Genomic DNA, 25,248 nt, shown 5'->3' with positions numbered 1-25,248 from the left:
ATGTTACCGACCAGTAACTAACATCGCAACACTATTGTGACTGATCTGTCACAAGTCATTTACGGAACCCGTAATAATACGAACGACGCAGCCGGCGAGGCGGAGCGTCGATTGGAGAACCAATGAACTGGGCAGCGAGACTGATTGGCGGACGGTTCCACTATGGCTGGTTGACAGTCGCGGTGGTGTTTCTGGTATTGCTGGCGGCGGCCGGCACGCGCGCCACGCCGAGCGTGATGATGGTGCCGCTCGAGCACCAGTTCGGCTGGAGCCGCGCCACGATTTCGCTGGCAATCTCCGTGAACATCGCGCTTTACGGTCTGATGGGGCCGTTCGCGGCGGCGGCGATGCAGCGCTTCGGCGTGCGCCCCACGCTGCTCGTCGCGCTCGGCACGATGGCTGCGGGCGTGGCGCTGTCGTCCCTGATGACGCATCCGTGGCAGATGGTGCTGATCTGGGGCGTGATGGTGGGCGGTTCGACCGGCGTCGCGGCGCTGTCGCTGTCGGCGACCGTGGTGACGCGCTGGTTCACCACGCGCCGCGGCCTCGTCATGGGCATTCTCACGGCCAGTTCGGCCACCGGCCAACTGGTGTTCCTGCCGATGCTCGCGGCCATCGCCGAGCATTACGGCTGGCGCCAGGTCGTGTGGGTCGTCGCACTTGCGGCGGCGGTGGTGATTCCGCTGGTCGCGTTTCTGCTGCCCGAACGCCCAGCCGACATGAAACTGCGTCCGTACGGCGAACCGCACGATGCGCCGGTCGCGAGCACCGTGACTAAACAGAATCCGCTCGCCATCGCGTTTGGCACGCTGGCCATGGCGAGCAAAACCCGCGACTTCTGGCTGCTGTTCTTCAGCTTTTTTATCTGCGGCGCGAGCACCAACGGCTACGTCGGCACCCACCTGATCGCGATGTGCGGCGACTACGGCATGACCGAGGTGCAGGGCGCGTCGCTGCTCGCCGCGATGGGCATCTTCGATCTGTTCGGTACGACGCTGTCGGGCTGGCTGTCGGATCGCTTCAATAGCCGCGTGTTGCTGTTTTGGTATTACGGTTTGCGCGGCTTGTCGCTGATGTACTTGCCGCACGCGTTCGGTATCGACTTCTTCGGTCTGCCGCTGTTCGCCGTGTTCTACGGGCTCGACTGGATCGCGACCGTTCCGCCGACCGTGCGTCTCGCAACTGACGTATACGGCAAGGAAGCGGCGCCCGTGGTGTTCGGCTGGGTGGTCGCGGGCCACCAGCTCGGCGCGGCGTTCGCGGCGCTCGGCGCGGGCATGCTGCGCGCGAGCCTCGGCACCTATACGGTGGCGTCGATGATTTCGGGTGGGCTGTGTCTGGTCGCCGCAATGATCGTGTTGCGGATCAATCGGCCTGCGAAGGTGCCGGAGCCGCAGGCGGTGTAAAGCTGCGCTTCGTAATGAAGCAACGAAGCAACAAGCGACGGCCGCTGGGTGAATCCGGTGGCCGTTTCCTTTTGCAAGCCGCGTGGAAACAAACTGACCGCTTGTTGGAGCGCGCGCGCCTAACCCCGGTTATCCTATGTGACCCTGGGCGACCGCCCGGCGATCATGAATTTCGACCGAGAGAAGCGCATGACCAACAAACCCGCCCCTACCGAAGTTGCCATTCACGAACTGATTGCAGGCCGTTGGAGTCCGCGCGCGTATTCGAGCGAGCCGGTGAGTCGCGAGCATTTGCGTTCCGTGCTCGAAGCGGCGCGCTGGGCGCCGTCTGCCTACAACGCGCAACCGTGGCGTTTTCTCGTCTTTGATCGCAGTGTCGATGAAGTCTCGTTCAAGCAGGCTTTCGCGACGCTGGTGCCGTTCAACCAGGGCTGGAACTCGCGCGCGCCGGTGCTGATCGCCGTGACCACGCACACGCTGACCAATAAGGGTGAAGTGAACCGTTGCGCCGCGTACGATGCCGGTTCCGCCGCCATGGCGCTGGTGTTGCAGGCGCATGCGCTCGGGCTGGCCGCGCATCAGATGAGCGGCTTCGATCCGAACGCGTTCCGCACGACATTCGCGCTGCCGAACGACGTCGACGTGATCGCGATCATTTCGCTTGGCCATTACGGCGAAGTCGACAAGCTCGATCCGGTGCTGCGCGAGCGCGAGAAGTCGGTGCGCCAGCGTTTGCCGCTGGCCGACGTCGCCTACGGCGGCGGCTGGAAGAAGGCCCTCTGAGCGGCTCACCACGCTAGATGCGAAGAGCGCGCGGCACCCGTTCGCGCGTTTTTTATTCCACCTCGTCCGCGAGGCTCGACAGCGGCGTTGCCACGTGTTCGAGCGATTTCCGCTCCGCGTCCACGCCCCAGATCGCCGCCACCACGGCCGCCGCGAGCATCAGCCCCGATCCCACCAGGTAGCCCGAGAACACCGCGCTGCGCTGATGCGTGTCGATCAGCCGCCCGAAAAACGCCGGGCCGATGATGCCGCCGAGCGCCGTGCCGAACGCGTAGAAGATTGCAATCGCCAGTGCGCGGATTTCGAGCGGGAACGATTCGCTGACCGTCAGATACGCCGAACTCGCCGCCGCCGACGCGAAGAAGAAAATCACCATCCAGGCAATCGTCTGCGTGACGACGGTGAGCAACTGCTGCTCGAACAGGTAGCCGCTCAGCGTCAGCAGGATCGCGGACATGCCGTAAGTCGCCGCGATCATCTTGCGCCGACCGATCACGTCGAAAAGCCGTCCGAGCAGCAGCGGTCCGAGAAAATTGCCGAGCGCGAAGGGCAGCAGATACCAGCCGATGTGGTCGCCCGGCACCTGGTAGAAATCGGTGAGCACGAGTGCGTAAGTGAAGAAAATCGCGTTGTAGAAGAACGCCTGGGCGGTCATCAACGTGAGGCCGACGAGCGCGCGGCGCCGGTGCACGTTGAACAGCGTATGGAACACCTCGCGCAACGGCGTATGCGCACGGGCGCGCAGCCGCAGACGTGTGAGCTGGTCGTCGGAGAGCGCGTGGCCTTCGGCACGAAAACGCGTTTCGATGCCTTCGACGATCGAGCGCGCGTCGCGCTCATCGCCGTGCGTCAGCAGCCAGCGCGGGCTCTCGGGCACCCAGATGCGCATTGGCAGGATCACCAGGGCGAGCACCGCGCCGATGAAGAAGCACGCGCGCCAGCCCCAGTCGGCCGGCAGCAGGTGAGGATCGAGCAGCACCAGCGAGCCGGCCGCGCCAAGCCCCGCGCCAACCCAGAACGTGCCGTTGATGCCCAGATCGGTCCAGCCGCGCACCCGCGCCGGCGTGAATTCCTGGATCGTCGAGTTGATCGCCGTGTATTCGCCGCCGATCCCCGCGCCGGTCAGGAAGCGAAACAGCATGAAGCTGGCCAGATTCCACGACAGCGCGGTCGCCGCTGTCGCGGCCAGATAGACGGCGAGCGTGATGAAAAACAGCTTGCGGCGGCCGAGCCGGTCGGTCAGCCAGCCGAAGCCGAGCGCCCCGAGCACCGCACCGGCAATGTATGCGCTGCCTGCCAAGCCGACATCGGCGTTGGAAAAGCGCAACGAAGGACTGGACTTCAGCGCGCTCGCGACGGCGCCCGCCAAGGTCACCTCGAGGCCGTCGAGCAGCCACGTGACGCCCAGCGCCACCACGATCAGCGAATGAAAGCGGCCCCACGGCAGCCGGTCGAGCCGCGAGGGCAGGTCCGTTTCGATCAGCGTGGCGTTTTTTTCGTGCACAGCGGCAGTCGGCGGCGCGCTCATTGCTTGAAGTCTCCTCAATCCGGAAATTTGGCGGCGTATCCTGTCGAAAAGAGCAATATTCGTTCCGTCGAGCGACCTCTTGTCTTATTGCGGCCAGCTCGAAAGCCTTAGTTGATGCTGATTGAGCTTTCGTGTTACAAAGCCGCTCCCCTTTATGTCCGCGCCAGCTGAGCGGCGATGCCTGCCATGAACTATTGCGCGATTGACTTCGGTACTTCCAACTCGGCCGTGGCCGTGCCTGACGGCGCTCTGCTCAAGCTCGCGCCAGTCGAAGGCGCCTACACGACGCTGCCCACCTCCGTCTTTTTCAATACCGACGAAGACACCCGCGAATTCGGGCGGGCGGCGCTGGCGGCGTACATCGACGGCTTCGACGGCCGCCTGATGCGCTCGATGAAAAGCATTCTCGGCTCGCCGCTCGCCGAAAACTCGACGGATCTGGGCGACGGTTCCGCGATCAAGTACACGGACGTGATCGCGATTTTCGTCGATCACCTCAAGCGCTCGGCCGAAAAGAGCGTCGGCGGCGCGATCGATCGCGCAGTGCTGGGCCGCCCGGTGTTTTTCGTCGACGACGATCCGCGCGCCGACCGGATGGCGCAGCAGCAGCTCGAAGCCGCGGCGCGCTCGGTCGGCTTGCGGGAGATTCATTTCCAGTATGAGCCGATCGCGGCCGCGTTCGACTACGAATCGCATCTGACGGAAGAAGGTCTCGTGCTGGTGGCCGACATCGGCGGCGGCACGTCGGACTTTTCGCTGGTGCGGGTCGGGCCGGAGCGGATGAAGCGTGTCGAGCGCAAGGAAGACGTGCTGGCGCACCACGGCGTGCACGTCGCCGGCACGGACTTCGACCGCCGCGTCGAACTGGCGACCATTCTGCGCGAGCTCGGCTATCAGTCGCTCGATCCGGAAGGGCGCGAGATTCCGAACCGGGTCTATTTCGATCTGGCGACCTGGCACCTGATCAATACAGTCTACGCGCCGAAGCGGGTCAGCGAACTCGCGCTGATGCGGCACCTTTTTACCGAGGTCAAGCATCACGACCGCCTGATGCGCGTCGTGGAGCGCCGTCTGGGCCACGCGCTGGCGGCCCATGCGGAAGAGGCGAAGATCGGCGTGGCCGCCGGCGGCGAGACCGTCATCGATCTCGACGAAGTGGAAAACGACCTCCGCCTCGCCTTCGACGAAGCCCAGCTCATCAGGGCCGGCCAAGATGAGACGCAGCGCATCGTGCAGGCGGCGCGCGATACGGTCCAGGTGGCCGGCGTCGCGCCGCGCGACGTCAGCGCCGTTTATTTCACAGGCGGGTCGACGGGACTCGCATTTCTATCGGGCGCATTGGCTGCGGCATTTCCGGATGCGAAAGCGGTATTCGGCGATCGACTCGCCAGCGTTGCAACGGGACTCGGTATTCACGCCCGGCGTCTGTTCGGATAACCAACAAACTAATCCCTCGCATACTGCGAAGATAATCAGCGCATTCAGTTGCGACGGATATAAAAAAACCCCGCCGAGGCGGGGTTTTTTGCGTCCAGAAGGAAGCGTGTCGCTTACACCGGCTTGATGTTAGCGGCTTGCTTGCCCTTCGGGCCCGTCTTCACTTCAAACGTAACCTTTTGGTTTTCTTGCAGCGTCTTGAAGCCTTCCGTGCGGATTTCCGAGAAATGCGCGAACAGATCTTCGCCGCCGCCGTCCGGCGTGATGAAGCCAAAGCCCTTTGCGTCATTGAACCACTTGACGGTACCGGTTTCCATATTACTTGTTCCTAAAGATGGTAAATAAGGCCGAAGCCCAGAAGGTGCATGAAAATCAAGGAAGGGGGTAATGGGACCAACCGGAGTACCGTTGATGGGCGAACTACGAAAGACCAATTCACTCGCCGCTTGAAATCCTGCCCGGACGTTATACGGCCATTTCGAGAGAAGGTCAACAGTATCGTCAAATCTTTACCAATATTCGATGTGTAGGCGCAGTTTTTGCTTACAAACCTTGCTGTCGCCTCGATCTTTTTGTCAGGGAGAACCCTTAGTTTCGCTGCATCAAGTCGGTGCAACCGTTAAACTACGCGCCGCGCGTCGGTTGCACCTGTGAGAATGGGTCCGTCGCGCATGCATGCGCGTCACCCGTCTCCAGCGCCACAAGCGATGTCACGCGGTGCCGACATGGTTCTGATACAGGAGAAGACGTGAAAAGTTCTATACAACGGAACATCGGGCCGTTCGCACTACTGCTGACCGGCCTGGGCTCGATCATCGGATCGGGCTGGCTGTTCGGCGCATGGAAGGCCGCCAAAATTGCCGGTCCCGCCGCCATTTGTGCCTGGGTCATCGGCGCTGTCGTGATTCTCGCGATTGCTCTGACCTACGCGGAACTCGGTGCGATGTTTCCGGAATCCGGCGGTATGGTGCGCTACGCGCGCTATTCGCACGGTGCGCTGGTCGGTTTTATCAGCGCGTGGGCCAACTGGATTGCGATCGTTTCGGTGATTCCGATCGAGGCCGAGGCATCCATTCAATACATGAGCACGTGGCCCTACGCGTGGGCGCATGCGCTCTTCGTCGACGGATCATTAACCACTAACGGGTTATTGCTGTCCGCCGGCCTCGTGATCATTTACTTCCTGCTGAACTACTGGGGCGTCAAACTGTTCGCGCGCGCCAATTCGGCGATCACGATCTTCAAGTTTCTGATCCCCGGCGCGACGATTCTCGGCTTGATGCTGACGGGCTTCCACAAGGAAAACTTCGGCGAAGCAAGCACGTTCGCGCCGTACGGCTGGTCGTCGGTGCTGACGGCGGTCGCGACGAGCGGCATCGTGTTCGCGTTCAACGGTTTCCAGAGCCCGATCAACCTCGCTGGCGAAGCGCGCAATCCGGCCAAGAGCGTGCCGTTCGCGGTGATCGGCTCGATCCTGCTGGCGCTGGTGATCTACGTGTTGTTGCAGATCGCGTATATCGGCGCAGTGAACCCGAGCGACGTCATGAAGGGCTGGAGCCACTTCAATTTCGCGTCGCCGTTCGCTGAACTTGCGATCGCGCTGAACCTGAACTGGCTCGCAATCCTGTTGTACGTGGATGCTTTCGTCAGTCCGAGCGGCACGGGTACGACCTATATGGCGACCACCACCCGCATGATCTACGCGATGGAGCGCAACAACACGATGCCGAAGATGTTCGGCAATGTGCACCCGTTCTATGGCGTGCCGCGTCAGGCGATGTGGTTCAACCTGTTCGTGTCGTTCATTTTCCTGTTCTTCTTCCGCGGCTGGAGCTCGCTGGCGGCGGTGATCTCGGTCGCCACGGTGATCTCGTACCTGACGGGCCCGATCAGCCTGATGGCGCTGCGCCGTGCGGCGACGGACCTGGAGCGTCCGCTGCATATCGTCGGCATGAAAGTGATTGCGCCGTTCGCGTTCGTGTGCGCCTCGCTGATCCTGTACTGGGCCAGGTGGCCGCTCACCGGCGAAATCATTCTGCTGATGGTCGTCGCGTTGCCGGTGTACTTCTACTTCCAGGCGAAGTCGGGTTTTGCCGGCTGGGGCCGCGATCTGAAGGCGGCATGGTGGCTGGTCGCCTACCTGCCGATCATGGCGGTTCTGTCGCTGATCGGCAGCAAGGAGTTCGGCGGTTTCGGCATCCTGCCGTACGGCTGGGACATGCTGGTGGTGATCGCGTTCTCGCTGGTGTTCTACTACTGGGGCGTCAATAGCGGCTACCGGTCGGAGTATCTGGAAGAGCGTCAGACCCACGACGAAGTGCTCGAAGGCATGGGCGCGCACTAAGCGCCGCGCTGAGCCTGTCGGCCGGATCGTGGTTGGGTCCGGGACGAGAAAAAGCCCGCCTGAGTTGCTCAGGCGGGCTTTTTTGTTGGCTGCCGCGTGGGTGTTGCGTGCGGCTTACCGGCGCCAGGATCAGGCGGTGCCGAACACGTAGTTTGTCATCGCGAGCGAGCGCTGATAGGTGCCGAGCGACTGGATGGCCAGCGAATAATCGTCGTCTGCCGCGCCCAATGCCGCGAATACGGGCAGCAGATGCTCGTCGGTCGGATGCATCAGCACCGCGTGCGGCGCCTGGCGGCGGTAGTCGAGCAGCGCGTCGATATCGTGCGCGGCGAGTTTCGTTTCGAACCAGTCCGTGAACTCGGTCACGCGCGGATCGGCATCTTCCGGGCGCGCGGAGAAATCGGCGGCGCGCAGATTGTGCGTGATCTGGCCGGAGCCGATCACCATCACGCCATCGTCTCTCAATGCGCGCAGCGCGCGGCCCACGCGGAAATGATGTGCGGCGTCCATGTGCGGCTGGATCGACAACTGCGCGACCGGCAGGTCCGCGTGCGGGAACATCAGCAGCATCGGCACCCACGCGCCGTGGTCGAGCCCGTGCGGCTGGGTGTCTGCGAGGATACCGCTTGCGCCGAGCAGCACGGCGGCGCGGCGCGCGACATCGGGCGCGCCCGGCGCCGGATACTGAATTTCGTACAACTGACGCGGAAAGCCGTAGAAATCGTGGATGGTTTCCGGCGTCGTGGCCGTGCTCGCCAGCGGATGCGCGGTGCCCCAATGGGCCGACAGCATCAGCACGGCCGCCGGACGCGGCAGTTGCGCGCCCAGGACGCCGAACTCCGCGGACGGCATCGACGGATCGATCGGCAGCGTGGGCGCACCGTGGGACAGGAAAAGCGAGGGTAGGCGGTTCATGGCAGCAACGCAGTCGCGAGGACACGGCGCAGAAGTTGGGTTGCTATCAATATAGGCTCACACCACCGTTTGATAAACCGGCGAAAACAGAATTGATTGCGTCGCCATTGTTGACAATTGACGCGCGTCAACATACCTGGCAGAGGCGGCAGGATGCCGTCCGCTACTTCTGAGCGTCGCGCAAACCCGTCCACGAGGGCGACAAAGCCGGCCCGAGCGCGAACAGGTCCAGCACACGCGCCACGGTGTGATCGACCATTTCGTCGATGGATGCGGGTTGGTTGTAGAACGCGGGCAGCGGCGGGAAGATCACGCCGCCCATTTCGGTGACGGCCGTCATATTGCGCAGATGCGCGAGATTGAACGGCGTCTCGCGAACGAGCAACACGAGGCGGCGACGCTCCTTGAGCGTCACGTCGGCGGCGCGGGTGATCAGGTTGTCGGAGAAGCCGTGCGCGACGCTCGCGAGCGTCTTCATCGAACAGGGGGCGACCACCATGCCGTCGGTGGCGAACGAGCCGGACGCGATGCTCGCGCCGACATCGCGCACCGAATGGACGACATCCGCGAGAGGATGCACGTCTTCTTTGCTCAACTGGAGTTCGTGCTGGATATTGAGCCAGCCTGCACTCGAAATCAGCAGGTGGCTCTCGACGCCGCCGAGCCTGCGCAGCGTTTCGAGCAGCCGGACGCCGTAGATGGCGCCGGTCGCGCCGGTGATCGCGACGATCAGCCGGCGTGGCGCCGCAGCGCGTGTTTCCATGGCTCGCGGCGCCTTAGCGGGATGAACGGAACGGCCGGGGCCGCTCAGGCCGCGGCGAACAGTTGTTGCAGTTCGCCCGATTCGTACATTTCCATCATGATGTCCGAGCCGCCGATGAACTCGCCCTTCACGTAGAGCTGCGGAATGGTCGGCCAGTTCGAGAACGTCTTGATGCCCTGGCGGACTTCGTCGTCTTCGAGGACGTTGACGGTCTTGAGTTCACCGACGCCGCACGCTTTCAGAATCTGGATGGCGCGGCCGGAGAAGCCGCACATCGGGAACTGGGCGGTGCCCTTCATGAAGAGGACGACGTTGTTTTCGTCGACGATTTGCTTGATGCGTTGTTGCGTATCCATGACTGACCTTGCGGTTCCGTGATGTGTAGGGAATAGGCTGAAATGATAGCGGATTTCGGTACGGCCGGCCGAAGGTCGATTCGTCCGTGCGTCTATTGTGAGTGTTCGCCCGGGTGTTCGAGGCATGCGGCCGCCTCGCCGAGTCGCCCGCCACTGATCCGCTCGATACCGGCTAGATCCCGTTCCGAGCGCACCTGCGCGAAACCTTGCGCGCTTAGCAGTGCGCGCACCGCTTCGGCCTGATCGTAGCCGTGCTCGATCCACAAGGCGCCATGAGCGGCGAGGCGAGCGGGTGCGCCGGCGACGATCGCGCGGATCGCGCTGAGGCCGTCGGCTTCATCGGTGAGCGCGCCGCGCGGCTCGAAACGCAAATCACCTTCCGACAGATGCGGATCGCCGCTCGCGATATACGGGGGATTGCTGACGATCACGTCGAAGCACAGTGCGGCGTCGAGTGAGTCGTACCAGTCGCTTTGCCTGAGCGACATGGCGCCGCCCGGGCGTTTCGCGTCCAGCAGGCGAGTGACGTTGCGCGTGGCCACTGCCAGCGCTCCGGCGGAACGGTCGAGCGCCCAAACCCGCGCGTCGGGCCGCGTCGACGCAATCGCCACGGCAATCGCGCCGGTGCCGGTGCCGAGATCGAGCACGCGCGGCCGCGTGATGTTTTCCATCGCCGCCAGCGCGGTTTCGACCAGCAATTCGGTTTCAGGACGCGGAATCAGCACGTCCGGCGTGACTTCGAACTCCAGCCCGAAAAACTCCCGCGCGCCGACCAGTTGCGCGACCGGCTCACCGGCCACGCGCCGCGCTTGCAACACCAGGTAACGTTCGACGCTCGCGCTGTCGAGCCCTTCATCGCTGCGCGTGATCAATTGCGTATGCCGCCAGCCGAGCACGTGCGTGAGCAGAATCCGCGCCTCGAGCGGCGGCAGCGGCGAGGCGCGCAGCAGTGCGGCGGGCGTGGCGGCCGTGGCCGTCGGGCTAGCCGGGGTGGTCGGATTGTCTGGCGTGGCGGGTGTCATCGGTGCGTCAGTCCGCGTCGCCCAGCGAGGCCAGCAACTCCGCCTGATGCTCGCTGACGAGCGCCGCGATCAGTTCGTCGAGATCGCCATCCATGATTGCGTCAAGCCGATACAGCGTCAGGTTGATCCGGTGATCGGTCAGCCGCCCTTGCGGGAAGTTGTACGTGCGAATCCGCTCGGAACGGTCGCCCGAGCCGATCAGGCTCTTGCGCGTCGCCGCTTCCTTCGCCTGCTGTTCGTGCGACTGCTTGTCTTTGATGCGCGCGGCGAGCACCTTCAGCGCGCGGTCCTTGTTCTTGTGCTGCGAGCGGTCGTCCTGACACTCGACGACGATGCCGGTCGGCAAGTGCGTGACGCGCACCGCGGAGTCGGTCTTGTTGATGTGCTGCCCGCCCGCGCCGGACGCGCGGAACGTGTCGATGCGCAGATCGGCGGGATTGATCTCGACTTCGCCGATTTCGTCGGCCTCGGGCATCACCGCGACCGTGCAGGCTGACGTGTGAATGCGGCCCTGCGTTTCGGTGGCCGGCACGCGCTGCACGCGATGACCGCCGGACTCGAACTTCAGCTTCGAATACGCGGCTTCGCCGGCGATCCGCACGATCACTTCCTTGTAGCCGCCGAGATCCGATTCGCTCGCCGACATCATCTCGACCTGCCAGCGATTGCGCTCGGCATAGCGCAGATACATGCGCAGCAGATCGCCCGCGAACAGCGCGGACTCGTCGCCGCCCGTGCCCGCACGGATTTCGACGAAGATATTACGATCGTCGTTCGGGTCTTTCGGCAGCAGCATTTTTTGCAGGCCGGCGCCGAGTTGCTCCATCCGGTCGCGTGCCGCGCGAATTTCCTCTTCCGCGAAGTCGCGCATTGACGTGTCCGCCAGCAGCTCCTGCGCGGTTTCCTCGTCGCTGCGCGCCTCGCGCCAGAGCGCGTAATGCTCGACCACCGGCCCAAGCTCGGCGTGCTCGCGCGTGAGCTTGCGGTATTGATCGAGATTCGAGGTGATGTCCTCGCGGCTCAACAGGTCGTTCAGTTCGGCCAGCCGCGTAGTGAGCTGGTCGAGCTTGCGTTGCATGCTCGTTTTCATCGGACGGGTTTCGGAGCGGGCTCCGGCAAGGACGGCGACTAGGGGAGTGGGCGGATGCCCTGATCGGAAGCATGTCGCGCGCCACTGGCGGGCGGCGCGGACAGCGCGGCGCTGGCTGCGCCGCTAACGCTCGGTGGAACCGGAGTGCTTGTAGAAACCGCTCATCAGTTCGATGAGCGTGTCGCGGTTATCGCTGCTCGCGCGATTGAGCGCGTGCGTCGGGCCGTGGATCAGCTTGTTGGTGAGCGCCTGCGACAGCGCTTCGAGTACTGCGGCCGGGTCGTCGCCGCGGGCGAGCATCTTCTGCGCGCGCTCGACTTCGGCGCGGCGCAGCACGTCGGCCTGCGTGTGCATATGGCGGATCACCGGCACGATGCTGCGCGCGTCGAGCCACTGCATGAAATTCTGCACACGCGTTTCGATGATCGCTTCGGCCTGCGCGACCGCGGCTTGCCGCGACGCATTGCCTTCGCGGACGATCGCGCCGAGGTCGTCGACGGTGTACAGGAAGACGTCTTCGAGCTGGCCGGCTTCGGGCTCGATATCGCGCGGTACGGCGAGATCGACCATGAAAATCGGCCGGTGACGGCGCGCTTTGACTGCCCGCTCGACCGCGCCGAGCCCGATGATCGGCAACGTGGACGCGGTGCACGACACGATGATGTCGAATTCGTGCATCCGCGCCGGCAGTTCCGACAGCGGAATCGCCCGGCCGTTGAAGCGCTCGGCGAGCCGCGAACCACGCTCGGCCGTACGATTGGCGACCACCAGTTCACGCGGATGTTGCGCGGCGAAGTGCGTCGCGCACAATTCGATCATTTCGCCCGCGCCGATGAACAGCACGCGCTGGTTCGAGACCTTGTCGAAAATCCGTTGGGCGAGCCGGACGGCGGCGGCCGCCATGGAAACCGACTGCGCGCCGATTTCAGTCGTGCTGCGCACTTCCTTCGCGACGGCGAAGGTGCGCTGAAACAACTGGTTCAGATAGGTGCCGAGCGCGCCGGCTTCGGAGGCGGTGCGCACCGCGTCCTTCATTTGTCCGACGATTTGCGTCTCGCCCAGCACCATGGAGTCGAGCCCCGACGCGACGCGGAACGCGTGGCGCACGGCTTCCGACTGCGGCAGCGCGTAGACGTGCGGCGCGAGTTCGTCGATGGGCAGATTGTGGTACTTCGAAAACCACTGGATCGCGGCTTCGCGCGCGGCCTGGTCGTCGGTGGCGCAGTAGAGTTCGGTGCGGTTGCAGGTGGACAGAATCGCCGCTTCCGGCGCCGTGCGGGCCGTGCGGCCGAGCCAGACGCTCTTGAACGTGTCCAGTGCAGGCTTGATCTGTTCGAGCGGAAACGCCACGCGTTCGCGCAAGGCGACAGGCGCAGTGTGGTGATTGATTCCGATCGTTAGAAGCTGCATTTTGGGGGGCTATGGTTTAGCCCAATATTATAGCGTTTTCACGATTCTTACATCCTGCACCCGTCAAGCCGCCTCAATCCGCCTCGACGACGGTCTCTGGCGGGATCGCGTCGAGCTGATAGCCGTAGCCGTAAACCGGCGTGAGGGCATAGCCGAGTTCGGGGCGCAGCTGCAATTTGCTGCGTACCCGCGATGCGTGCGTGTCAATGGTGCGCGACTTTACGTCGCGGCGGCGCGCCCAGACGGTTTCGAGAATATGCGCGCGCGACACCGGACGTGCCAGATTGTTGAACAGCAGCAGCGCGAGGCGGAATTCCTTGGGGGTCAGGATGACCGTCAGTCCGCGGAAGGTGACGGCGGAATGCGCAGTGTCGAATGCATAGCCGCCGATCGTGTCCCGCCGCCGGTTGGCCGGCCGCCGCAGGCCGGCACGGCGCAGCAGTGCGTCCACCCGGGCCAGCATTTCCGGGCCGCGGACCGGTTTGCTGAGGCAATCGTCGGCGCCGGCGTGCAATGCGGCGACGATCTGGCTTTCGCGCGGCGCCGACATGAGCACGATGACCGGCAGGCTCGGCAGGATGGCGCGGGCGCGCGCGATCACGTCTTCGGCGCAATGGTCGCCGGCCCAGCTTGCGGTGATCAGAAGATCGAAGAACTCGTCCGTGGCGCGCTGCAGGAAGGGCGCGCTGGCGGTGAACTGCTGGCACACATGGCCGCCCGCGAAGATCAGCTGGTCGACCAGTTTGGCATGTCGCACATCCGGTTCGATGAGGGCGATTCGCATGGCGCGGCTTCAGCTGGCAACGACCGGGAATTGGATTTTTCCGCACCGTTTGCGGCTTGCCTAACCTCATCCCGACCCCTAAACTCAACCGCTATGCGGAAAGCGCCGTGCTGAACTTCCTAAAGTTAATGAGACAAAAATGCTAGCTGTCTTGCCCCCTTACGAGTATCAGACAAATCTGAAAATGCACGAGATCGGCCGCTAATGGGTTGGCCCGGCATCATCGTGTTGGGGGTGGCGATCGGACTGGCGGGCTGGTGGCTGCATCCGTTGCGGCGCGCGAGCCGCGCCCGTTGGTGGATGGCGCTGCTGGCCGGCGTGCTCGGCACGAGCGTCGCGCGCATGGCCGGCAACGTGACCGGTCTCTTTCATGACGGCGATACACTGGAATGGCCGGTATGCACCGCCATCGCAGTAATCGCCGTTGCCGCGACGGTCGGCTTGCTTTCCCGTCGATGAATCTTTGCAGGTGACTCCCATGAATGCCCGACTCCCCGAAACTTCCTCCATCCCCGAACGGCTCGCGAGCCTGCGCAGCGCGATGGCGCGCGAAGGCGTCGCCGCCTATCTGGTGCCGTCCTCGGACCCGCACCTGTCCGAGTATCTGCCTGAGCGCTGGCAAGGCCGTCAGTGGCTGTCCGGCTTCACCGGCTCGGCCGGCACGCTGGTCGTCACCGCCGACTTCGCGGGCGTCTGGACGGACAGCCGCTATTGGGAACAGGCCGGTGCGCAACTGGCCGGCACCGGCGTGCAATTGATGAAGATGACCGGCGGCCAACAGACCTCGCCGCATTTCGAGTGGCTCGCGCAGAACGTGGCGACTGGCGGCACGGTCGGCGTGGACGGGACGGTGCTCGGCGTGGCGGCGGCGCGGGCATTGGGCCAGGCGTTGAGCGCGCGCGGGGTGCAACTGCGCACTGACGTCGATCTGTTCGACGCGATCTGGCCGCAGCGTCCGTCGTTGCCGAACGCCGCCGTGTTCGAGCACGCCGCGCCGCATGCGAGCGTCGAGCGCGCGGAAAAGCTTGCGCGGATTCGTCGCGCGATGGCGGACCAGGGCGCGCAATGGCACTTCGTCTCGACGCTCGACGACCTCGCATGGCTGCTGAATCTGCGTGGCGCCGACGTCAGCTACAACCCGGTATTCGTCGCGCATGCGCTGATCGGCGCCGATCGGGTGGCGCTGTTCGTCGCCGACGGCAAAGTGCCGCCGGAACTGGCCGCCGCGCTGGCGCGCGACGGCATCAGCGTCGAGCCGTACGCGAAGGCGGCGGACGCGCTCGCGGCGCTGCCCGCCGGCAGCACGCTGCTGATCGATCCTCGCCGCATTACGTACGGTTCGTTGCGAGCGGTGCCGTCGACGGTCAAGGTGGTCGAGTCCGTCAACCCCTCCACCTTCTTCAAGTCGTGCAAGACCGCGGCGGAAGCCGGGCATGTGCGCGCGACGATGGAGCAGGACGGCGCGGCGCTGGCCGAATTCTTCGCGTGGTTCGAAAGCGCCTTGGGCCGCGAGACGATCACCGAGCTGACCATCGACGAACGCCTGTCGGCCGCGCGTGCGCGCCGTCCGGGCTTCGTGTCGCTGAGCTTCGCGACGATCGCGGGCTTCAATGCGAACGGCGCGATGCCGCACTACCGCGCGACAGAGGAAGCGCATTCGGTGATCGAGGGCGACGGCCTGTTGCTGATCGACTCCGGCGCGCAGTATCTGAGCGGCACGACGGACATCACGCGCGTGGTGCCGATCGGCACGCCCAGCGACGCGCAGCGGCGCGATTTCACGACCGTGCTCAAGGGCACGATGGCGCTGTCGCGCGCGCAATTCCCGCGCGGCATCCGATCGCCGATGCTCGACGCGATCGCTCGCGCGCCGATCTGGGAAGCGGGCGCCGATTACGGCCACGGCACCGGTCACGGGGTGGGCTACTTCCTGAACGTGCATGAAGGCCCGCAGGTGATCTCGCACTACGCGCCAGCCGAACCGTGGACCGCGATGGAGGAAGGCATGATCACGTCGGTCGAACCGGGCATTTACCGGCCCGGCAAGTGGGGCGTGCGGATCGAAAATCTCGTGCTCAACGTACCCGCCGGTAAAACCGAACTCGGTGATTTCCTCAAGTTCGAGACCTTGACGCTGTGCCCGATCGACACCCGCTGCCTTGACCTGTCGCTGCTGCGCGAGGACGAGCGCGCGTGGCTCAACGCGTATCACGAAACGGTGCGCACCCGCCTGTCGCCGCATGTGTCGGGCGACGCGAAGGCGTGGCTGGAACTGCGCACGCAACCCATCTGAGCGCCGCCACCAGAGTTGGCTAACGGAGAACGCATGGCGATCAAGGCAGTGGTGTTCGATTTCGGTGGTGTGCTGATCGACTGGAGTCCGGAGTATCTGTATCGCGAGCTGATTCCTGACGACACCGAGCGTCGCTGGTTTCTGACGCACGTCTGCTCGATGGACTGGGTGATCCGTCAGGACGGCGGCCAGCCGATCGTCGAGGCTACCGAGGAACTGATCGCGAAGTATCCCGATCACGAATCGTTGATCCGTGCGTTTTACGAGCGCTGGCATGAGATGGTGGCTGGCGTGCTGGAGGAGGGCGTCGCGATCATGGAAAAGCTCGAAGCCGCCGACGTGCCGCTATTCGGGCTGACCAACTGGTCGGCTGAGACATTTCCGTATGCGTGGGAGCATTACCCGGTGCTGCGGCGGTTTCGCGACATCGTCGTGTCGGGGCGGGTCGGGCTAGTGAAGCCGGATCCGGCGATCTTCGCGGCCATGTGTGAGCGGATCGACGCGCAGATGCCCGGCATCCAGCCCAGCGAACTCGTTTTCATCGACGACAATCCGAAAAACGCGCAAGCCGCGAGCGCGCTCGGCTGGCACGGCGTGCATCACACCAGCGCCGCGCAGACCGAAGCGAAGCTGCGCGAATTGGGACTGCCGGTTTGAGACGCGCAAAGCTCGTTTGACCGGCGCGAAGAGGGAGAAAGGCGCGTGCGTTTTATTCGCGGCGCCGACTCGTTTCACTATTGCGCCCCGGCCCGCCTGCTTTCACCGGCTTTAGCCTGTCACGGTTTGCAAGCGCGAGCGGGCCCCCACGCCTCACACCCACAAGCCGCACCCCGGCGTCCGATCTACTGACCCAGCAGATTCTTCAACGCATTCTCCAACCCTTTCACCGTCTCCCCCGTGCCCTTCGCGACGCCTTCGACGCTCACGCCCAACGCCTTCGCAAAGCCCGCGCCGAGCCGCATCATGATGCCTTCCCGCACCGAAAATTTCGGGTCGCGCAAATCTCCGTCCAGCACGAAATGCAGTGTGATGTCACCGTTGTGCGCCTTGAGCGCGGCGACGGCCGCCTTGGTCGGGATCGACAGGAAGGTGTCGAACGGATTGCCGCTGTCGGCGAGTTGCAGATTGTGGACCGTCACCGTGCCGGGTGCATGCAGCCGATAGTTGCGCACCGTCGATTCAACCGTCAGGTCGACCGTGCCGCCCGCCACCTGCGTCCGCGTGCCGGCCTTCTTCAGCAGATACGGGTCGAGCATCACGATGTCGACGCCGCGCAGCTGGCTGGTGGTCTGCGAATCCCTGCTGGCGATCTTGATCCAGCCGCCGAACGACACGGTGCCCGTATGCGCCGGGCCTTTGATCGAGCCGCTGACGCTGACGGTGGTCGGCTCGCTGAGCGCGGGCAGTTTCAGATTGTCGACGCTCGCGTTGGCGTTGCTGACCGTCACCTTGAACGGCGGCGGCCCGACCGTCATGTCGTAAAAATGGAAGTTGCCCTGCTCGAAGCGGATGTGATCGACCTGCTTCTCGTGCGAGGCGGGCGTCACCACACCGCCGGTGTCGCCATCGGAGCGGTTCACCGCTTCCCGCAGGTTCGGCAGCAGGTTGATCGAACCGTCCCTGGTGCGCAGCACGGCCATGTCGAAGCCGCGCACCACCACGCTGCGGATATGCATGCGCCGCGCGAGCAGATCGCGGATGTCGGGGGTGAGGGTGATCTCGTCGGCTCTGAGCGGGTCGCCGGCCGGCCAGCCGGGCGGCGCCTTGATGAGCACGCGCGTGAGATGAATCGAGGTCAGGCCCACGTCGATGCTTTCGGCGCTGCCGAGCGGGCCGAGCGCCGCCACCAGGCGATTCTTGACCTCCTGCTGCGCGAACCGCAGCGCGCCAACCGCCAGGACGATCAGCACCAGCAACACGCCGCCGACGGCGACCAACCAGCGCTTGCCCTTCGACATCGCCATGCTTGCCTCCTCGTCACCACGTGGCGCGTGGTGCGGCTGTGACTGGCTTGGGTTTGCATGCGCCGTTGGGGCGCACGACTATTCCGGCGGGACGGGCCGCGTCTGCCGGAACGACGACATGTATCACGCCTCGACCCGCAATGCGTGTGCCCTGCCGCCTATTTCGTCCGACGTGCTGCGCGTGAGGCACGGGCATTGTGTGCGAGGCATGGCCAGGCGACTGTGCGCAGAGGAGCCGCAGGGAAGCCGCGGGGGAGCAAAACGGTCGCCGGAATGATCCGATACACCACAGCCGGAATGGACCGACAAAGCGAACCAGTCAGGCGGACCCATGAAACGAAACAGCAAAGCGGCCCGCCTCACACCCACGAGGCGGGCCACCGAACGCCACGTTACCGCGTGATCGGCTTGTAACGCAGACGCTTCGGCCGCGCAGCCTCTTCACCGAGACGCGCGCGCTTGTCCGCTTCGTATTCCTGGTAGTTGCCGTCGAAGAACGTGACTTGCGAATCGCCTTCGAACGCGAGGATGTGCGTCGCGATCCGGTCGAGGAACCAGCGATCGTGCGAGATCACCATCACCGAGCCTGCGAACTCGAGCAATGCATCTTCGAGCGCGCGCAGTGTTTCGACGTCGAGGTCGTTCGACGGTTCGTCGAGCAGCAGCACGTTGCCGCCCGCGATCAGCGTCTTGGCCAGATGCAGCCGGCCGCGCTCACCGCCCGACAGATTGCCGACGACCTTCTGCTGATCGCCGCCCTTGAAGTTGAAGCGGCCGATGTACGCGCGCGACGGCGTTTCGTACTTGCCGACCGTCAGCACATCCGCTCCGCCGGAGATCTCCTCGAACACGGTCTTCGAGCCGTCGAGCGCGTCGCGGCTCTGGTCCACGTAAGCGAGCTTGACGGTCGGGCCTTGCACGATCTCGCCCGAATCCGGCTGTTCTCGGCCGGTCAGCATGCGGAACAGCGTCGATTTACCCGCGCCGTTCGGCCCGATGATGCCGACGATCGCACCCGCCGGAATCTTGAAGCTGACGTCGTCGAGCAGCAAACGGTCGCCATAGGACTTGCGGACGTTCTTGAACTCGATCACTTCATTGCCGAGACGATCGCCGACCGGAATGAAGATTTCCTGCGTTTCGTTGCGCTTCTGGTAGTCCTGGCTGTTCAGTTCCTCGAAGCGGGCGATACGCGCCTTCGACTTCGCCTGACGGCCCTTCGGATTCTGGCGCACCCACTCCAGTTCCTTCTTGATCGCCTTCTGACGCGCCGATTCCGACGACTCTTCCTGCTTCAGACGCTCTTCCTTCTGATCGAGCCAGCTGCTGTAGTTGCCCTTCCACGGAATGCCGTGGCCGCGGTCGAGTTCGAGAATCCACTCGGCGGCGTTATCGAGGAAGTAGCGGTCGTGGGTCACGGCGACGACGGTGCCCGGAAAGCGCGTCAGGAACTGTTCGAGCCAGTCGACCGACTCTGCGTCCAGGTGGTTGGTCGGCTCGTCGAGCAGCAGCATGTCGGGCTTTTCGAGCAGCAGCTTGCACAGCGCGACACGGCGCTTTTCGCCGCCCGACAGATTCTCGATCTTCGCGTCCCACGCCGGCAGGCGCAGCGCGTCGGCGGCGATTTCGATCTGCTGTTCGGCGCTGCCGCCATCCGACGTGGCGAGGATCGCTTCGTACTTCGCCTGCTCGGCGGCGAGCGCGTCGAAGTCGGCGTCCGGCTCGGCGTAGGCCGCGTAGATTTCGTCGAGCTTCTTCTGCGCGTTGAACACGTCGCCGAGACCTTCCTCGACCGCTTCACGCACCGTCTTGGTCGGGTCGAGCTGCGGCTCCTGCGGCAGGTAGCCGATGTTCAGATTCGGCATCGGCGTCGCTTCGCCTTCGATGTCCTTGTCCACACCGGCCATGATGCGGATCAGCGTCGACTTGCCCGAGCCGTTCAGGCCGAGCAGGCCGATCTTCGCGCCGGGGAAAAACGACAGCGAGATGTCTTTCAGGATTTGACGCTTGGGCGGCACGATCTTGCCGACCCGGTTCATGGTGAAGACGTATTGGGCCATTTGCTTGCAATAGACGTTGACGACGCCGGCCGCGTGGGGGCGGGCAGTCGTTGGGTGGATGGGTAATCGGTGTTAGCGGTGTTGAGGCCAGGCGGCATGCCCGGCGCCGGCCGGCGCGGCATCGAGCGCGGCGTCGAACTTCGCGACGCCCCGCGCGCGGGCGGGTGGTTCAGGTGGCATTGTACTTCGCGCGGCGGGTGGGGCGGCAGGGGGCGGCGCGCGGTGTCGGCGGTCGGCTCGTGTGTAGATGCGCGGGGGGTGTGGATGCTCAGAGCCAGTCGGCGACGCCGCCGTGCCGCGAACAGGTGCCGCTGTGATGTTTGCTGAAGCTGTAGGTGCCGTCGCGGCAGCGCGCGCTCGCGCCTTGCGGCGCTTTGCCGGACAGCGCACGGGCAGGCGCGTGGACGGCATTGCCGTCGCGATTGGTGTAGGTGTTGTGGTTGCTGAGGTCGGCTTCGTCGGGTGTCGTGCCGGGCGCCACGTAAGCGAGCACCGGCGCTGCCGCCACGCCGAACAACAGCGCGACGGCCACCGCCGCATGGCGGCCAAGGCGCTTGAGGGCGATGCCTGTCATGGTCTTTCGGGTGATTGTTATTCTGCTTGTGCGTGAGTGTGCGTGTGCTTCGGGCGGGTCTCAGTTAGCGCGCCGTCCCGTCGCCGGATCGAAGAAATGCAGATGCGCCGCCGGCAACGCCACTTGCAACGCCTCGCCCCTCGCGGGCCGATGGGCGTGCGGCAAGCGCACCGTCACATCGTGCTTGCCCCAGCGGCCGTGCGCGAGGTTGTCCGCGCCGAGCAACTCACAAGAATCGACGCTGAGCGTCGCGTGCGATGCGTCCGCGTGGCCAGGGCTCATGTGCTCGGGGCGAATGCCGAGCGTCCACTCACGGCCTTTGGCGACCTCCCTGCCAATCGCCGCCACACCCGCTAACGGCAGTTTCGGACCGTTGCCGGCGACATCGAACGTCGCGCCGTCGTCGGATACGCGGCCTTCCAGCAGATTCATCCCCGGCGAGCCGATGAAGCTCGCGACGAATACCGTGGCCGGCCGCTCGTAGACCTCGGTCGGCGCGCCGATCTGCTCGGCGTGGCCCTTGTTCATCACGATCACACGCTGCGCGAGCGTCATCGCTTCGATCTGATCGTGCGTCACGTACAGGCTCGTGGTGGCGAGGCGCGCATGCAGCCGCTGGATTTCGAGGCGCATCTGCACGCGCAAACGCGCGTCGAGATTCGACAACGGTTCGTCGAACAGAAACACCGCCGGCTCGCGCACGATCGCGCGGCCCATCGCGACGCGCTGCCGTTGTCCGCCGGACAGCTCGCGTGGCCTGCGTTGCAACAGCGCTTCGAGTTCGAGAATCTGCGCGGCGGCCTCGACGCGCTTCGCGATCTGCGCGCGCTCGACCCCCGCGATCTTCAGCGCGTAGCCCATGTTCTCGGCGACGCTCATATGCGGATACAGCGCGTAGTTCTGGAACACCATCGCGATGTTGCGATCCTTGGGCTCCAATTCGTTGACCACTTTGCCGGCGATCGAAATACGGCCTTCGGAGATGCGTTCGAGTCCGGCCACCATCCGCAGCAAGGTGGACTTGCCGCAGCCGGACGGCCCGACCATCACGACGAATTCGCCGTCGGCCACGTCGACGTCGATGCCGTGCAGCACGAACTGTTTGCCGTCGTAGGTCTTTTTAACGCCTTGCAGAGTCAGTGCAGCCATGCCGTTTTAGCCTTTTGTTGCTTGCCGCGTGGTGCGCGGTGTTGTCTGTTCAATGCCGGCGTGCCCGAGTGTCGCGCACGCCGCGCGAATCACTTCTCCGAATCCACCAGTCCGCGCACGAACCAGCGCTGCATCGTCAGCACGACGGCGAGCGGCGGCAGCATCGCGAGCAGCGTCGCGGTCATCACGAGGTGCCATTCGGTCGCGGTGTCGCCGGACGCGATCATGCTGCGGATGCCGACCACCGCGGTCATCAGCGACTGCTGGCTCGTAATCAGGATCGGCCACAGATACTGATTCCAGCCGTAAATGAAGGTGATCACGAAGAGGGCGGCCATGTTGGTCTTCGACAACGGCAGCACGACGTCCCAGAAGAAGCGCATCGCGCCCGCGCCGTCGATGCGCGCCGCTTCCATCAACTCGTCGGGTAGCGTCATGAAGAACTGGCGAAACAGGAACGTCGCGGTGGCCGACGCGATCAGCGGCAAGGTCAAACCGCTGTATGTATTGCTCAGATGCATCGACGACACGACCTGCACGGTCGGGAAGATCCGCACTTCGACCGGCAGCATCAGCGTCATGAAGATCAGCCAGAACGACAGCATGCGAAACGGAAAGCGGAAGAACACGATCGCGTACGCGGAGATCATCGACACGGCGATCTTGCCGATCGAAATCGCCAGCGCCATCACGAGGCTGTTGAACAGCATGCGGCCGAACGGCGCCGCCGCATTGCCGCTGCCGTGCGACCAGATGGTCGCGACGTTCTCGAACAGATGCGTGCTCGGCACGAGCGACAGCGGCACGGTGAATACCTCGTGCTCGCTCATCGTCGCCGCGCAGAACGCGACGTACACCGGAAACACCACCAGCGCGACGCCGAGAATCAGCACCGCGTGGCAGAACAGGTCGAAACCGCGGCGGTTCTCGATCATGAGTATTGAACCCTGCGTTCGATGAAGCGGAATTGCACGACCGTCAACGCGACGACGATCACCATCAGAATCACCGACTGCGCGCCCGAGCTGCCGATGTCGAGCCCCTGGAAGCCCTCGGCGAAGATCTTGTAGATCAGCGTGCGGGTCGCTTGCGCGGGGCCGCCGCCGGTCGCGGCGTCGATCACCGGGAAGGTGTCGAAGAACGCGTAGGTGATGTTGATCACCAGCAGGAAGAAACTGGTCGGCGATAGCAACGGCAGTGCGATGCCGAAGAAGCGCCGCACCGGACCGGCGCCGTCGATCGCGGCGGCTTCGATCAGCGAGCGCGGAATCGCCTGCAAGCCCGCATAGAAGAACAGGAAGTTGTAGCTGATCTGTTTCCAGACCGACGCGAGCACCACCAGAAACATCGCCTGGCCCGCGTTCAGCGCGTGATTCCACACGATGCCGTACTTCGCGAGCGCAAAGGTGATGAGGCCGATGCTCGGGTTGAACAGGAACGACCACAGCACCGCGGCGATCGCGGGCGCGACCGCGTATGGCCAGATCAGGAGCGTCTGATAGGTCTTCGCGGCGCGCGTCACGCGATCGGCGCAGACCGCGAGCAGCAGCGAAATCACGAGCCCCGATACCGTGACGAGCGCGCAGAATATCAGCGTCGTATTGAACGACGACAGATAGAGCGGATCGGCGAGCAGTTGCCTGAAGTTGGCGAGTCCGACGAACTCGCTCGACGTGCCGAACGCATCCTGGCTCTGCGTGGATTGCCAGAGCGCCTCGCCGGCCGGCCACAGGAAGAACAGCAGCGTGATCGCGAGTTGCGGCGCGACGAGCAGATAGGGCAGCAGACTAGTGCCGAAGCTGGAGCGCTTTTCCATCGAAGATTTCCTGGGTTTGCTGCGACCATGGGTTTCGGCGCGAGCGCGCCGAAACCGTGCCGGTGAATGCCGGGTTGCCAGCTTGGCTGCCGGCCTAGTTGCCGGCTTTTTCGAAGCGGCGCAGCAACTCGTCACCGCGCGAAACCGACGAGTCGAGCGCCTGTTGCGGCGTCTTCTTCTGCGCCCAGACCTGTTCGAGTTCTTCGTCGATCACCGTGCGGATCTGCGGCATGTTGCCCAGACGCAAGCCCTTCGTGAACGGCAGCGGCGGCTTGTTGAGCATCTGGCGGATCGCGGTGTCGCTGCCCGGGTTCTTGTCGTAGAAGCCTTGCTGGCGAGTCAGGTCATAGGCGGCGGTCGTGACCGGCAAGTAACCCGTGTCCTGATGCCACTTCGCGGCGACCGGCGCCGAGCTCAGATACGCGAGGAACTTCGCCACGCCCTTGTAGACGGCCGGATCCTTGCCCGACAACACCCACAAACTCGCCCCGCCGATGATCGCGTTCTGCGGCGCGCCCTTCACGCTGGCGTCGTACGGCATCATGCCGGTGCCGAAGTTGAACTTCGCGTATTTCTTGATCGTGGCGAGCGAGCCCGACGAGTTCGTGATGATCCCGCAGTCGCCGCTATAGAACTTCGATACCGGTTCGTCCTTGCGGCCGACATAGGTGAAGGTGCCGTCCTTCTGCATGTTCTGCAGGAACTGGATGTGTGCGACCTGCAGCGGCTTGTTGAATTCGAGTTGCGCGTCGAGGCCGTCGAAACCATTGTTCTTCGACGCGAACGGCGCGGCATGCCACGCGCTGTAGTTCTCGAGCTGAATCCAGCTCTGCCAGCCCGACGAATAGCCGCACGACATGCCCGACGCCTTCAGCTTCTGCGCATCGGCCTGCAATTCGGCCCAGGTCTTCGGCGGCTGGTTCGGGTCGAGCCCGGCTTTCTTGAACGCGTCCTTGTTGTAGTAGAGCACCGGCGTCGAGCTGTTGAACGGCATGGAGATCAGCTGGCCGGTTTTCGCGTCGCTGTAATAGCTCGCGATGGTCGGCACGAACGCCTTCTGGTCGAGCGGGACGCCTGCCTGCTTGAACACGTCGGTGACGGGAATCACGGCCTTCTTCGCCTGCATCATCGTGGCGGTGCCGACTTCGTAGACCTGCAGGATGGCCGGCGCATTGCCGCTGCGATACGCGGCGATGCCGGCGGCAAGAGTCTGGTCGTAGGTGCCTTTGAACACCGGCACGATCGTGTAGTCGCTTTGCGATTTGTTGAAGTCGTTGGCGATGTCGTTCAGGCGTTCGCCCAGCGCGGCTTCCATCGCGTGCCAGAACTGGATTTCGGTCGCGGCGTGGGCCGCCTGGCTAAAGCCGGCGCTCAGCACGGCGGCAATGGACAGCGAACGGAACAGCGGCTTGCAATTCATCGATTGTGTCTCCTGTGTCGATCGGAGTGGGTGCATTAGCACGTGGTCCGATCCCATGCACGGCAGTGCGGAACGGGCGCGGATGCGAATCGCGCGATTCTATTTGTATTCGATGACAGTCCGGCGTCGGTTGC

Annotated in this window: 23 protein-coding genes; 7 read left to right on the top strand and 16 right to left on the bottom strand. The window is 64.2% G+C overall.

Annotated features, from left to right (window positions below; translation table 11 throughout):
• The first annotated feature begins 122 nt into the window (after nucleotides 1-122).
• Together PQQ53_RS26185 and PQQ53_RS26180 are read left to right on the top strand one after the other, a co-directional pair.
• Complete coding sequence (locus PQQ53_RS26185) at nucleotides 123-1,406, top strand: MFS transporter (RefSeq protein ID WP_408327270.1); 1,284 nt, start codon at nucleotides 123-125, stop codon at nucleotides 1,404-1,406.
• Nucleotides 1,407-1,595: 189 nt separating this feature from the next.
• The gene (locus PQQ53_RS26180; RefSeq protein WP_175164739.1) at nucleotides 1,596-2,189 is read left to right on the top strand and encodes a nitroreductase family protein; all 594 of its coding nucleotides are present in this window, start codon (nucleotides 1,596-1,598) and stop codon (nucleotides 2,187-2,189) included.
• 52 nt (nucleotides 2,190-2,241) lie between these two features.
• Here PQQ53_RS26180 and PQQ53_RS26175 read toward each other — a convergent pair whose 3' ends face one another.
• On the bottom strand, nucleotides 2,242-3,717 hold the full coding sequence (locus PQQ53_RS26175) for an MFS transporter (RefSeq protein WP_408146513.1): 1,476 nt from the start codon (nucleotides 3,715-3,717) through the stop codon (nucleotides 2,242-2,244).
• A gap of 186 nt (nucleotides 3,718-3,903) precedes the next feature.
• Here PQQ53_RS26175 and PQQ53_RS26170 point away from each other — a divergent pair, with 186 nt between their 5' ends.
• On the top strand, nucleotides 3,904-5,154 hold the full coding sequence (locus PQQ53_RS26170) for an Hsp70 family protein (RefSeq protein ID WP_408146604.1): 1,251 nt from the start codon (nucleotides 3,904-3,906) through the stop codon (nucleotides 5,152-5,154).
• 113 nt (nucleotides 5,155-5,267) lie between these two features.
• Here PQQ53_RS26170 and PQQ53_RS26165 read toward each other — a convergent pair whose 3' ends face one another.
• Complete coding sequence (locus PQQ53_RS26165) at nucleotides 5,268-5,471, bottom strand: cold-shock protein (RefSeq protein WP_007180251.1); 204 nt, start codon at nucleotides 5,469-5,471, stop codon at nucleotides 5,268-5,270.
• 431 nt (nucleotides 5,472-5,902) lie between these two features.
• On the opposite strand from PQQ53_RS26165, the gene PQQ53_RS26160 reads away from it, so the two are divergent.
• Nucleotides 5,903-7,498: an APC family permease gene (locus PQQ53_RS26160; protein ID WP_408146515.1), complete on the top strand. Its 1,596-nt coding sequence runs from the start codon at nucleotides 5,903-5,905 to the stop codon at nucleotides 7,496-7,498.
• A 129-nt stretch (nucleotides 7,499-7,627) separates the two neighbouring features.
• On the opposite strand, the gene PQQ53_RS26155 is transcribed toward PQQ53_RS26160, so the two are convergent.
• The 7 genes from PQQ53_RS26155 to PQQ53_RS26125 all read right to left on the bottom strand — a co-directional run bounded on the left by PQQ53_RS26155 (nucleotide 7,628) and on the right by PQQ53_RS26125 (nucleotide 13,838).
• On the bottom strand, nucleotides 7,628-8,413 hold the full coding sequence (locus PQQ53_RS26155) for a DODA-type extradiol aromatic ring-opening family dioxygenase (RefSeq protein ID WP_408146517.1): 786 nt from the start codon (nucleotides 8,411-8,413) through the stop codon (nucleotides 7,628-7,630).
• Between the two features lie 163 nt (nucleotides 8,414-8,576).
• Nucleotides 8,577-9,176: a UbiX family flavin prenyltransferase gene (locus PQQ53_RS26150; RefSeq protein ID WP_408146519.1), complete on the bottom strand. Its 600-nt coding sequence runs from the start codon at nucleotides 9,174-9,176 to the stop codon at nucleotides 8,577-8,579.
• 44 nt (nucleotides 9,177-9,220) lie between these two features.
• Nucleotides 9,221-9,532 carry a Grx4 family monothiol glutaredoxin gene (grxD, locus tag PQQ53_RS26145; protein WP_121315820.1) on the bottom strand — a complete coding sequence of 104 codons (312 nt, stop codon included), beginning with the start codon at nucleotides 9,530-9,532 and terminating at the stop codon, nucleotides 9,221-9,223.
• Nucleotides 9,533-9,624: 92 nt separating this feature from the next.
• Nucleotides 9,625-10,554 carry a peptide chain release factor N(5)-glutamine methyltransferase gene (gene prmC / locus PQQ53_RS26140; RefSeq protein ID WP_408327267.1) on the bottom strand — a complete coding sequence of 310 codons (930 nt, stop codon included), beginning with the start codon at nucleotides 10,552-10,554 and terminating at the stop codon, nucleotides 9,625-9,627.
• Nucleotides 10,555-10,561: 7 nt separating this feature from the next.
• Nucleotides 10,562-11,644, bottom strand: coding sequence for a peptide chain release factor 1 (gene prfA, locus PQQ53_RS26135; RefSeq protein WP_408146523.1), 1,083 nt, complete (start codon nucleotides 11,642-11,644; stop codon nucleotides 10,562-10,564).
• A gap of 123 nt (nucleotides 11,645-11,767) precedes the next feature.
• Complete coding sequence (gene hemA, locus PQQ53_RS26130; protein WP_408146525.1) at nucleotides 11,768-13,054, bottom strand: glutamyl-tRNA reductase; 1,287 nt, start codon at nucleotides 13,052-13,054, stop codon at nucleotides 11,768-11,770.
• 73 nt (nucleotides 13,055-13,127) lie between these two features.
• A complete protein-coding gene (locus tag PQQ53_RS26125) occupies nucleotides 13,128-13,838 on the bottom strand; it encodes a response regulator transcription factor (RefSeq protein ID WP_408327265.1) in 711 nt (236 codons plus the stop codon).
• Nucleotides 13,839-14,042: 204 nt separating this feature from the next.
• Between PQQ53_RS26125 and PQQ53_RS26120 the strand changes: the two genes are divergently transcribed.
• Genes PQQ53_RS26120 through PQQ53_RS26110 form a run of 3 tightly spaced genes read left to right on the top strand, consistent with a single transcriptional unit; the run spans nucleotide 14,043 to nucleotide 16,788 of the window.
• Entirely contained in the window at nucleotides 14,043-14,297 is a 255-nt protein-coding gene (locus PQQ53_RS26120) for a hypothetical protein (RefSeq protein ID WP_408146529.1), read from the top strand.
• A 19-nt stretch (nucleotides 14,298-14,316) separates the two neighbouring features.
• The gene (locus tag PQQ53_RS26115; RefSeq protein ID WP_408327262.1) at nucleotides 14,317-16,131 is read left to right on the top strand and encodes an aminopeptidase P family protein; all 1,815 of its coding nucleotides are present in this window, start codon (nucleotides 14,317-14,319) and stop codon (nucleotides 16,129-16,131) included.
• A 33-nt stretch (nucleotides 16,132-16,164) separates the two neighbouring features.
• Complete coding sequence (locus tag PQQ53_RS26110) at nucleotides 16,165-16,788, top strand: HAD family hydrolase (protein ID WP_408146533.1); 624 nt, start codon at nucleotides 16,165-16,167, stop codon at nucleotides 16,786-16,788.
• 185 nt (nucleotides 16,789-16,973) lie between these two features.
• On the opposite strand, the gene PQQ53_RS26105 is transcribed toward PQQ53_RS26110, so the two are convergent.
• From PQQ53_RS26105 to ugpB, 7 genes are all read right to left on the bottom strand, one after another.
• Entirely contained in the window at nucleotides 16,974-18,095 is a 1,122-nt protein-coding gene (locus PQQ53_RS26105; RefSeq protein WP_408155242.1) for a DUF748 domain-containing protein, read from the bottom strand.
• Nucleotides 18,096-18,487: 392 nt separating this feature from the next.
• Nucleotides 18,488-20,155 carry an energy-dependent translational throttle protein EttA gene (gene ettA, locus PQQ53_RS26100; protein WP_408146537.1) on the bottom strand — a complete coding sequence of 556 codons (1,668 nt, stop codon included), beginning with the start codon at nucleotides 20,153-20,155 and terminating at the stop codon, nucleotides 18,488-18,490.
• Between the two features lie 268 nt (nucleotides 20,156-20,423).
• Nucleotides 20,424-20,729: a DUF3761 domain-containing protein gene (locus PQQ53_RS26095; protein ID WP_408146539.1), complete on the bottom strand. Its 306-nt coding sequence runs from the start codon at nucleotides 20,727-20,729 to the stop codon at nucleotides 20,424-20,426.
• Between the two features lie 60 nt (nucleotides 20,730-20,789).
• A complete protein-coding gene (locus tag PQQ53_RS26090) occupies nucleotides 20,790-21,878 on the bottom strand; it encodes a sn-glycerol-3-phosphate import ATP-binding protein UgpC (RefSeq protein WP_408155238.1) in 1,089 nt (362 codons plus the stop codon).
• A gap of 89 nt (nucleotides 21,879-21,967) precedes the next feature.
• Entirely contained in the window at nucleotides 21,968-22,813 is an 846-nt protein-coding gene (gene ugpE, locus PQQ53_RS26085; RefSeq protein ID WP_408146543.1) for a sn-glycerol-3-phosphate ABC transporter permease UgpE, read from the bottom strand.
• The gene (gene ugpA, locus PQQ53_RS26080; protein WP_175164754.1) at nucleotides 22,810-23,694 is read right to left on the bottom strand and encodes a sn-glycerol-3-phosphate ABC transporter permease UgpA; all 885 of its coding nucleotides are present in this window, start codon (nucleotides 23,692-23,694) and stop codon (nucleotides 22,810-22,812) included. The genes ugpE and ugpA overlap by 4 nt, the downstream gene beginning before the upstream one ends.
• 94 nt (nucleotides 23,695-23,788) lie before the next feature.
• Nucleotides 23,789-25,114: a sn-glycerol-3-phosphate ABC transporter substrate-binding protein UgpB gene (ugpB, locus tag PQQ53_RS26075; RefSeq protein WP_408146546.1), complete on the bottom strand. Its 1,326-nt coding sequence runs from the start codon at nucleotides 25,112-25,114 to the stop codon at nucleotides 23,789-23,791.
• Between the last annotated feature and the right edge of the window lie 134 nt (nucleotides 25,115-25,248).

Source organism: Paraburkholderia strydomiana (genome assembly GCF_046030495.1).
Lineage (GTDB): Bacteria > Pseudomonadota > Gammaproteobacteria > Burkholderiales > Burkholderiaceae > Paraburkholderia > Paraburkholderia strydomiana_A.
This window is presented reverse-complemented; position numbering and strand designations above follow the sequence as displayed.

Coding starts and splice junctions, on each gene's coding strand:
- PQQ53_RS26185 (WP_408327270.1), top strand. CDS start 123: ATGAACTGGGCAGCGAGACTGATTGGCGGACGGTTCCACTATGGCTGG.
- PQQ53_RS26180 (WP_175164739.1), top strand. CDS start 1,596: ATGACCAACAAACCCGCCCCTACCGAAGTTGCCATTCACGAACTGATT.
- PQQ53_RS26175 (WP_408146513.1), bottom strand. CDS start 3,717: ATGAGCGCGCCGCCGACTGCCGCTGTGCACGAAAAAAACGCCACGCTG.
- PQQ53_RS26170 (WP_408146604.1), top strand. CDS start 3,904: ATGAACTATTGCGCGATTGACTTCGGTACTTCCAACTCGGCCGTGGCC.
- PQQ53_RS26165 (WP_007180251.1), bottom strand. CDS start 5,471: ATGGAAACCGGTACCGTCAAGTGGTTCAATGACGCAAAGGGCTTTGGC.
- PQQ53_RS26155 (WP_408146517.1), bottom strand. CDS start 8,413: ATGAACCGCCTACCCTCGCTTTTCCTGTCCCACGGTGCGCCCACGCTG.
- PQQ53_RS26150 (WP_408146519.1), bottom strand. CDS start 9,176: ATGGAAACACGCGCTGCGGCGCCACGCCGGCTGATCGTCGCGATCACC.
- grxD (WP_121315820.1), bottom strand. CDS start 9,532: ATGGATACGCAACAACGCATCAAGCAAATCGTCGACGAAAACAACGTC.
- prmC (WP_408327267.1), bottom strand. CDS start 10,554: ATGACACCCGCCACGCCAGACAATCCGACCACCCCGGCTAGCCCGACG.
- prfA (WP_408146523.1), bottom strand. CDS start 11,644: ATGAAAACGAGCATGCAACGCAAGCTCGACCAGCTCACTACGCGGCTG.
- hemA (WP_408146525.1), bottom strand. CDS start 13,054: ATGCAGCTTCTAACGATCGGAATCAATCACCACACTGCGCCTGTCGCC.
- PQQ53_RS26125 (WP_408327265.1), bottom strand. CDS start 13,838: ATGCGAATCGCCCTCATCGAACCGGATGTGCGACATGCCAAACTGGTC.
- PQQ53_RS26120 (WP_408146529.1), top strand. CDS start 14,043: ATGGGTTGGCCCGGCATCATCGTGTTGGGGGTGGCGATCGGACTGGCG.
- PQQ53_RS26115 (WP_408327262.1), top strand. CDS start 14,317: ATGAATGCCCGACTCCCCGAAACTTCCTCCATCCCCGAACGGCTCGCG.
- PQQ53_RS26110 (WP_408146533.1), top strand. CDS start 16,165: ATGGCGATCAAGGCAGTGGTGTTCGATTTCGGTGGTGTGCTGATCGAC.
- PQQ53_RS26105 (WP_408155242.1), bottom strand. CDS start 18,095: ATGGCGATGTCGAAGGGCAAGCGCTGGTTGGTCGCCGTCGGCGGCGTG.
- ettA (WP_408146537.1), bottom strand. CDS start 20,155: ATGGCCCAATACGTCTTCACCATGAACCGGGTCGGCAAGATCGTGCCG.
- PQQ53_RS26095 (WP_408146539.1), bottom strand. CDS start 20,729: ATGACAGGCATCGCCCTCAAGCGCCTTGGCCGCCATGCGGCGGTGGCC.
- PQQ53_RS26090 (WP_408155238.1), bottom strand. CDS start 21,878: ATGGCTGCACTGACTCTGCAAGGCGTTAAAAAGACCTACGACGGCAAA.
- ugpE (WP_408146543.1), bottom strand. CDS start 22,813: ATGATCGAGAACCGCCGCGGTTTCGACCTGTTCTGCCACGCGGTGCTG.
- ugpA (WP_175164754.1), bottom strand. CDS start 23,694: ATGGAAAAGCGCTCCAGCTTCGGCACTAGTCTGCTGCCCTATCTGCTC.
- ugpB (WP_408146546.1), bottom strand. CDS start 25,114: ATGAATTGCAAGCCGCTGTTCCGTTCGCTGTCCATTGCCGCCGTGCTG.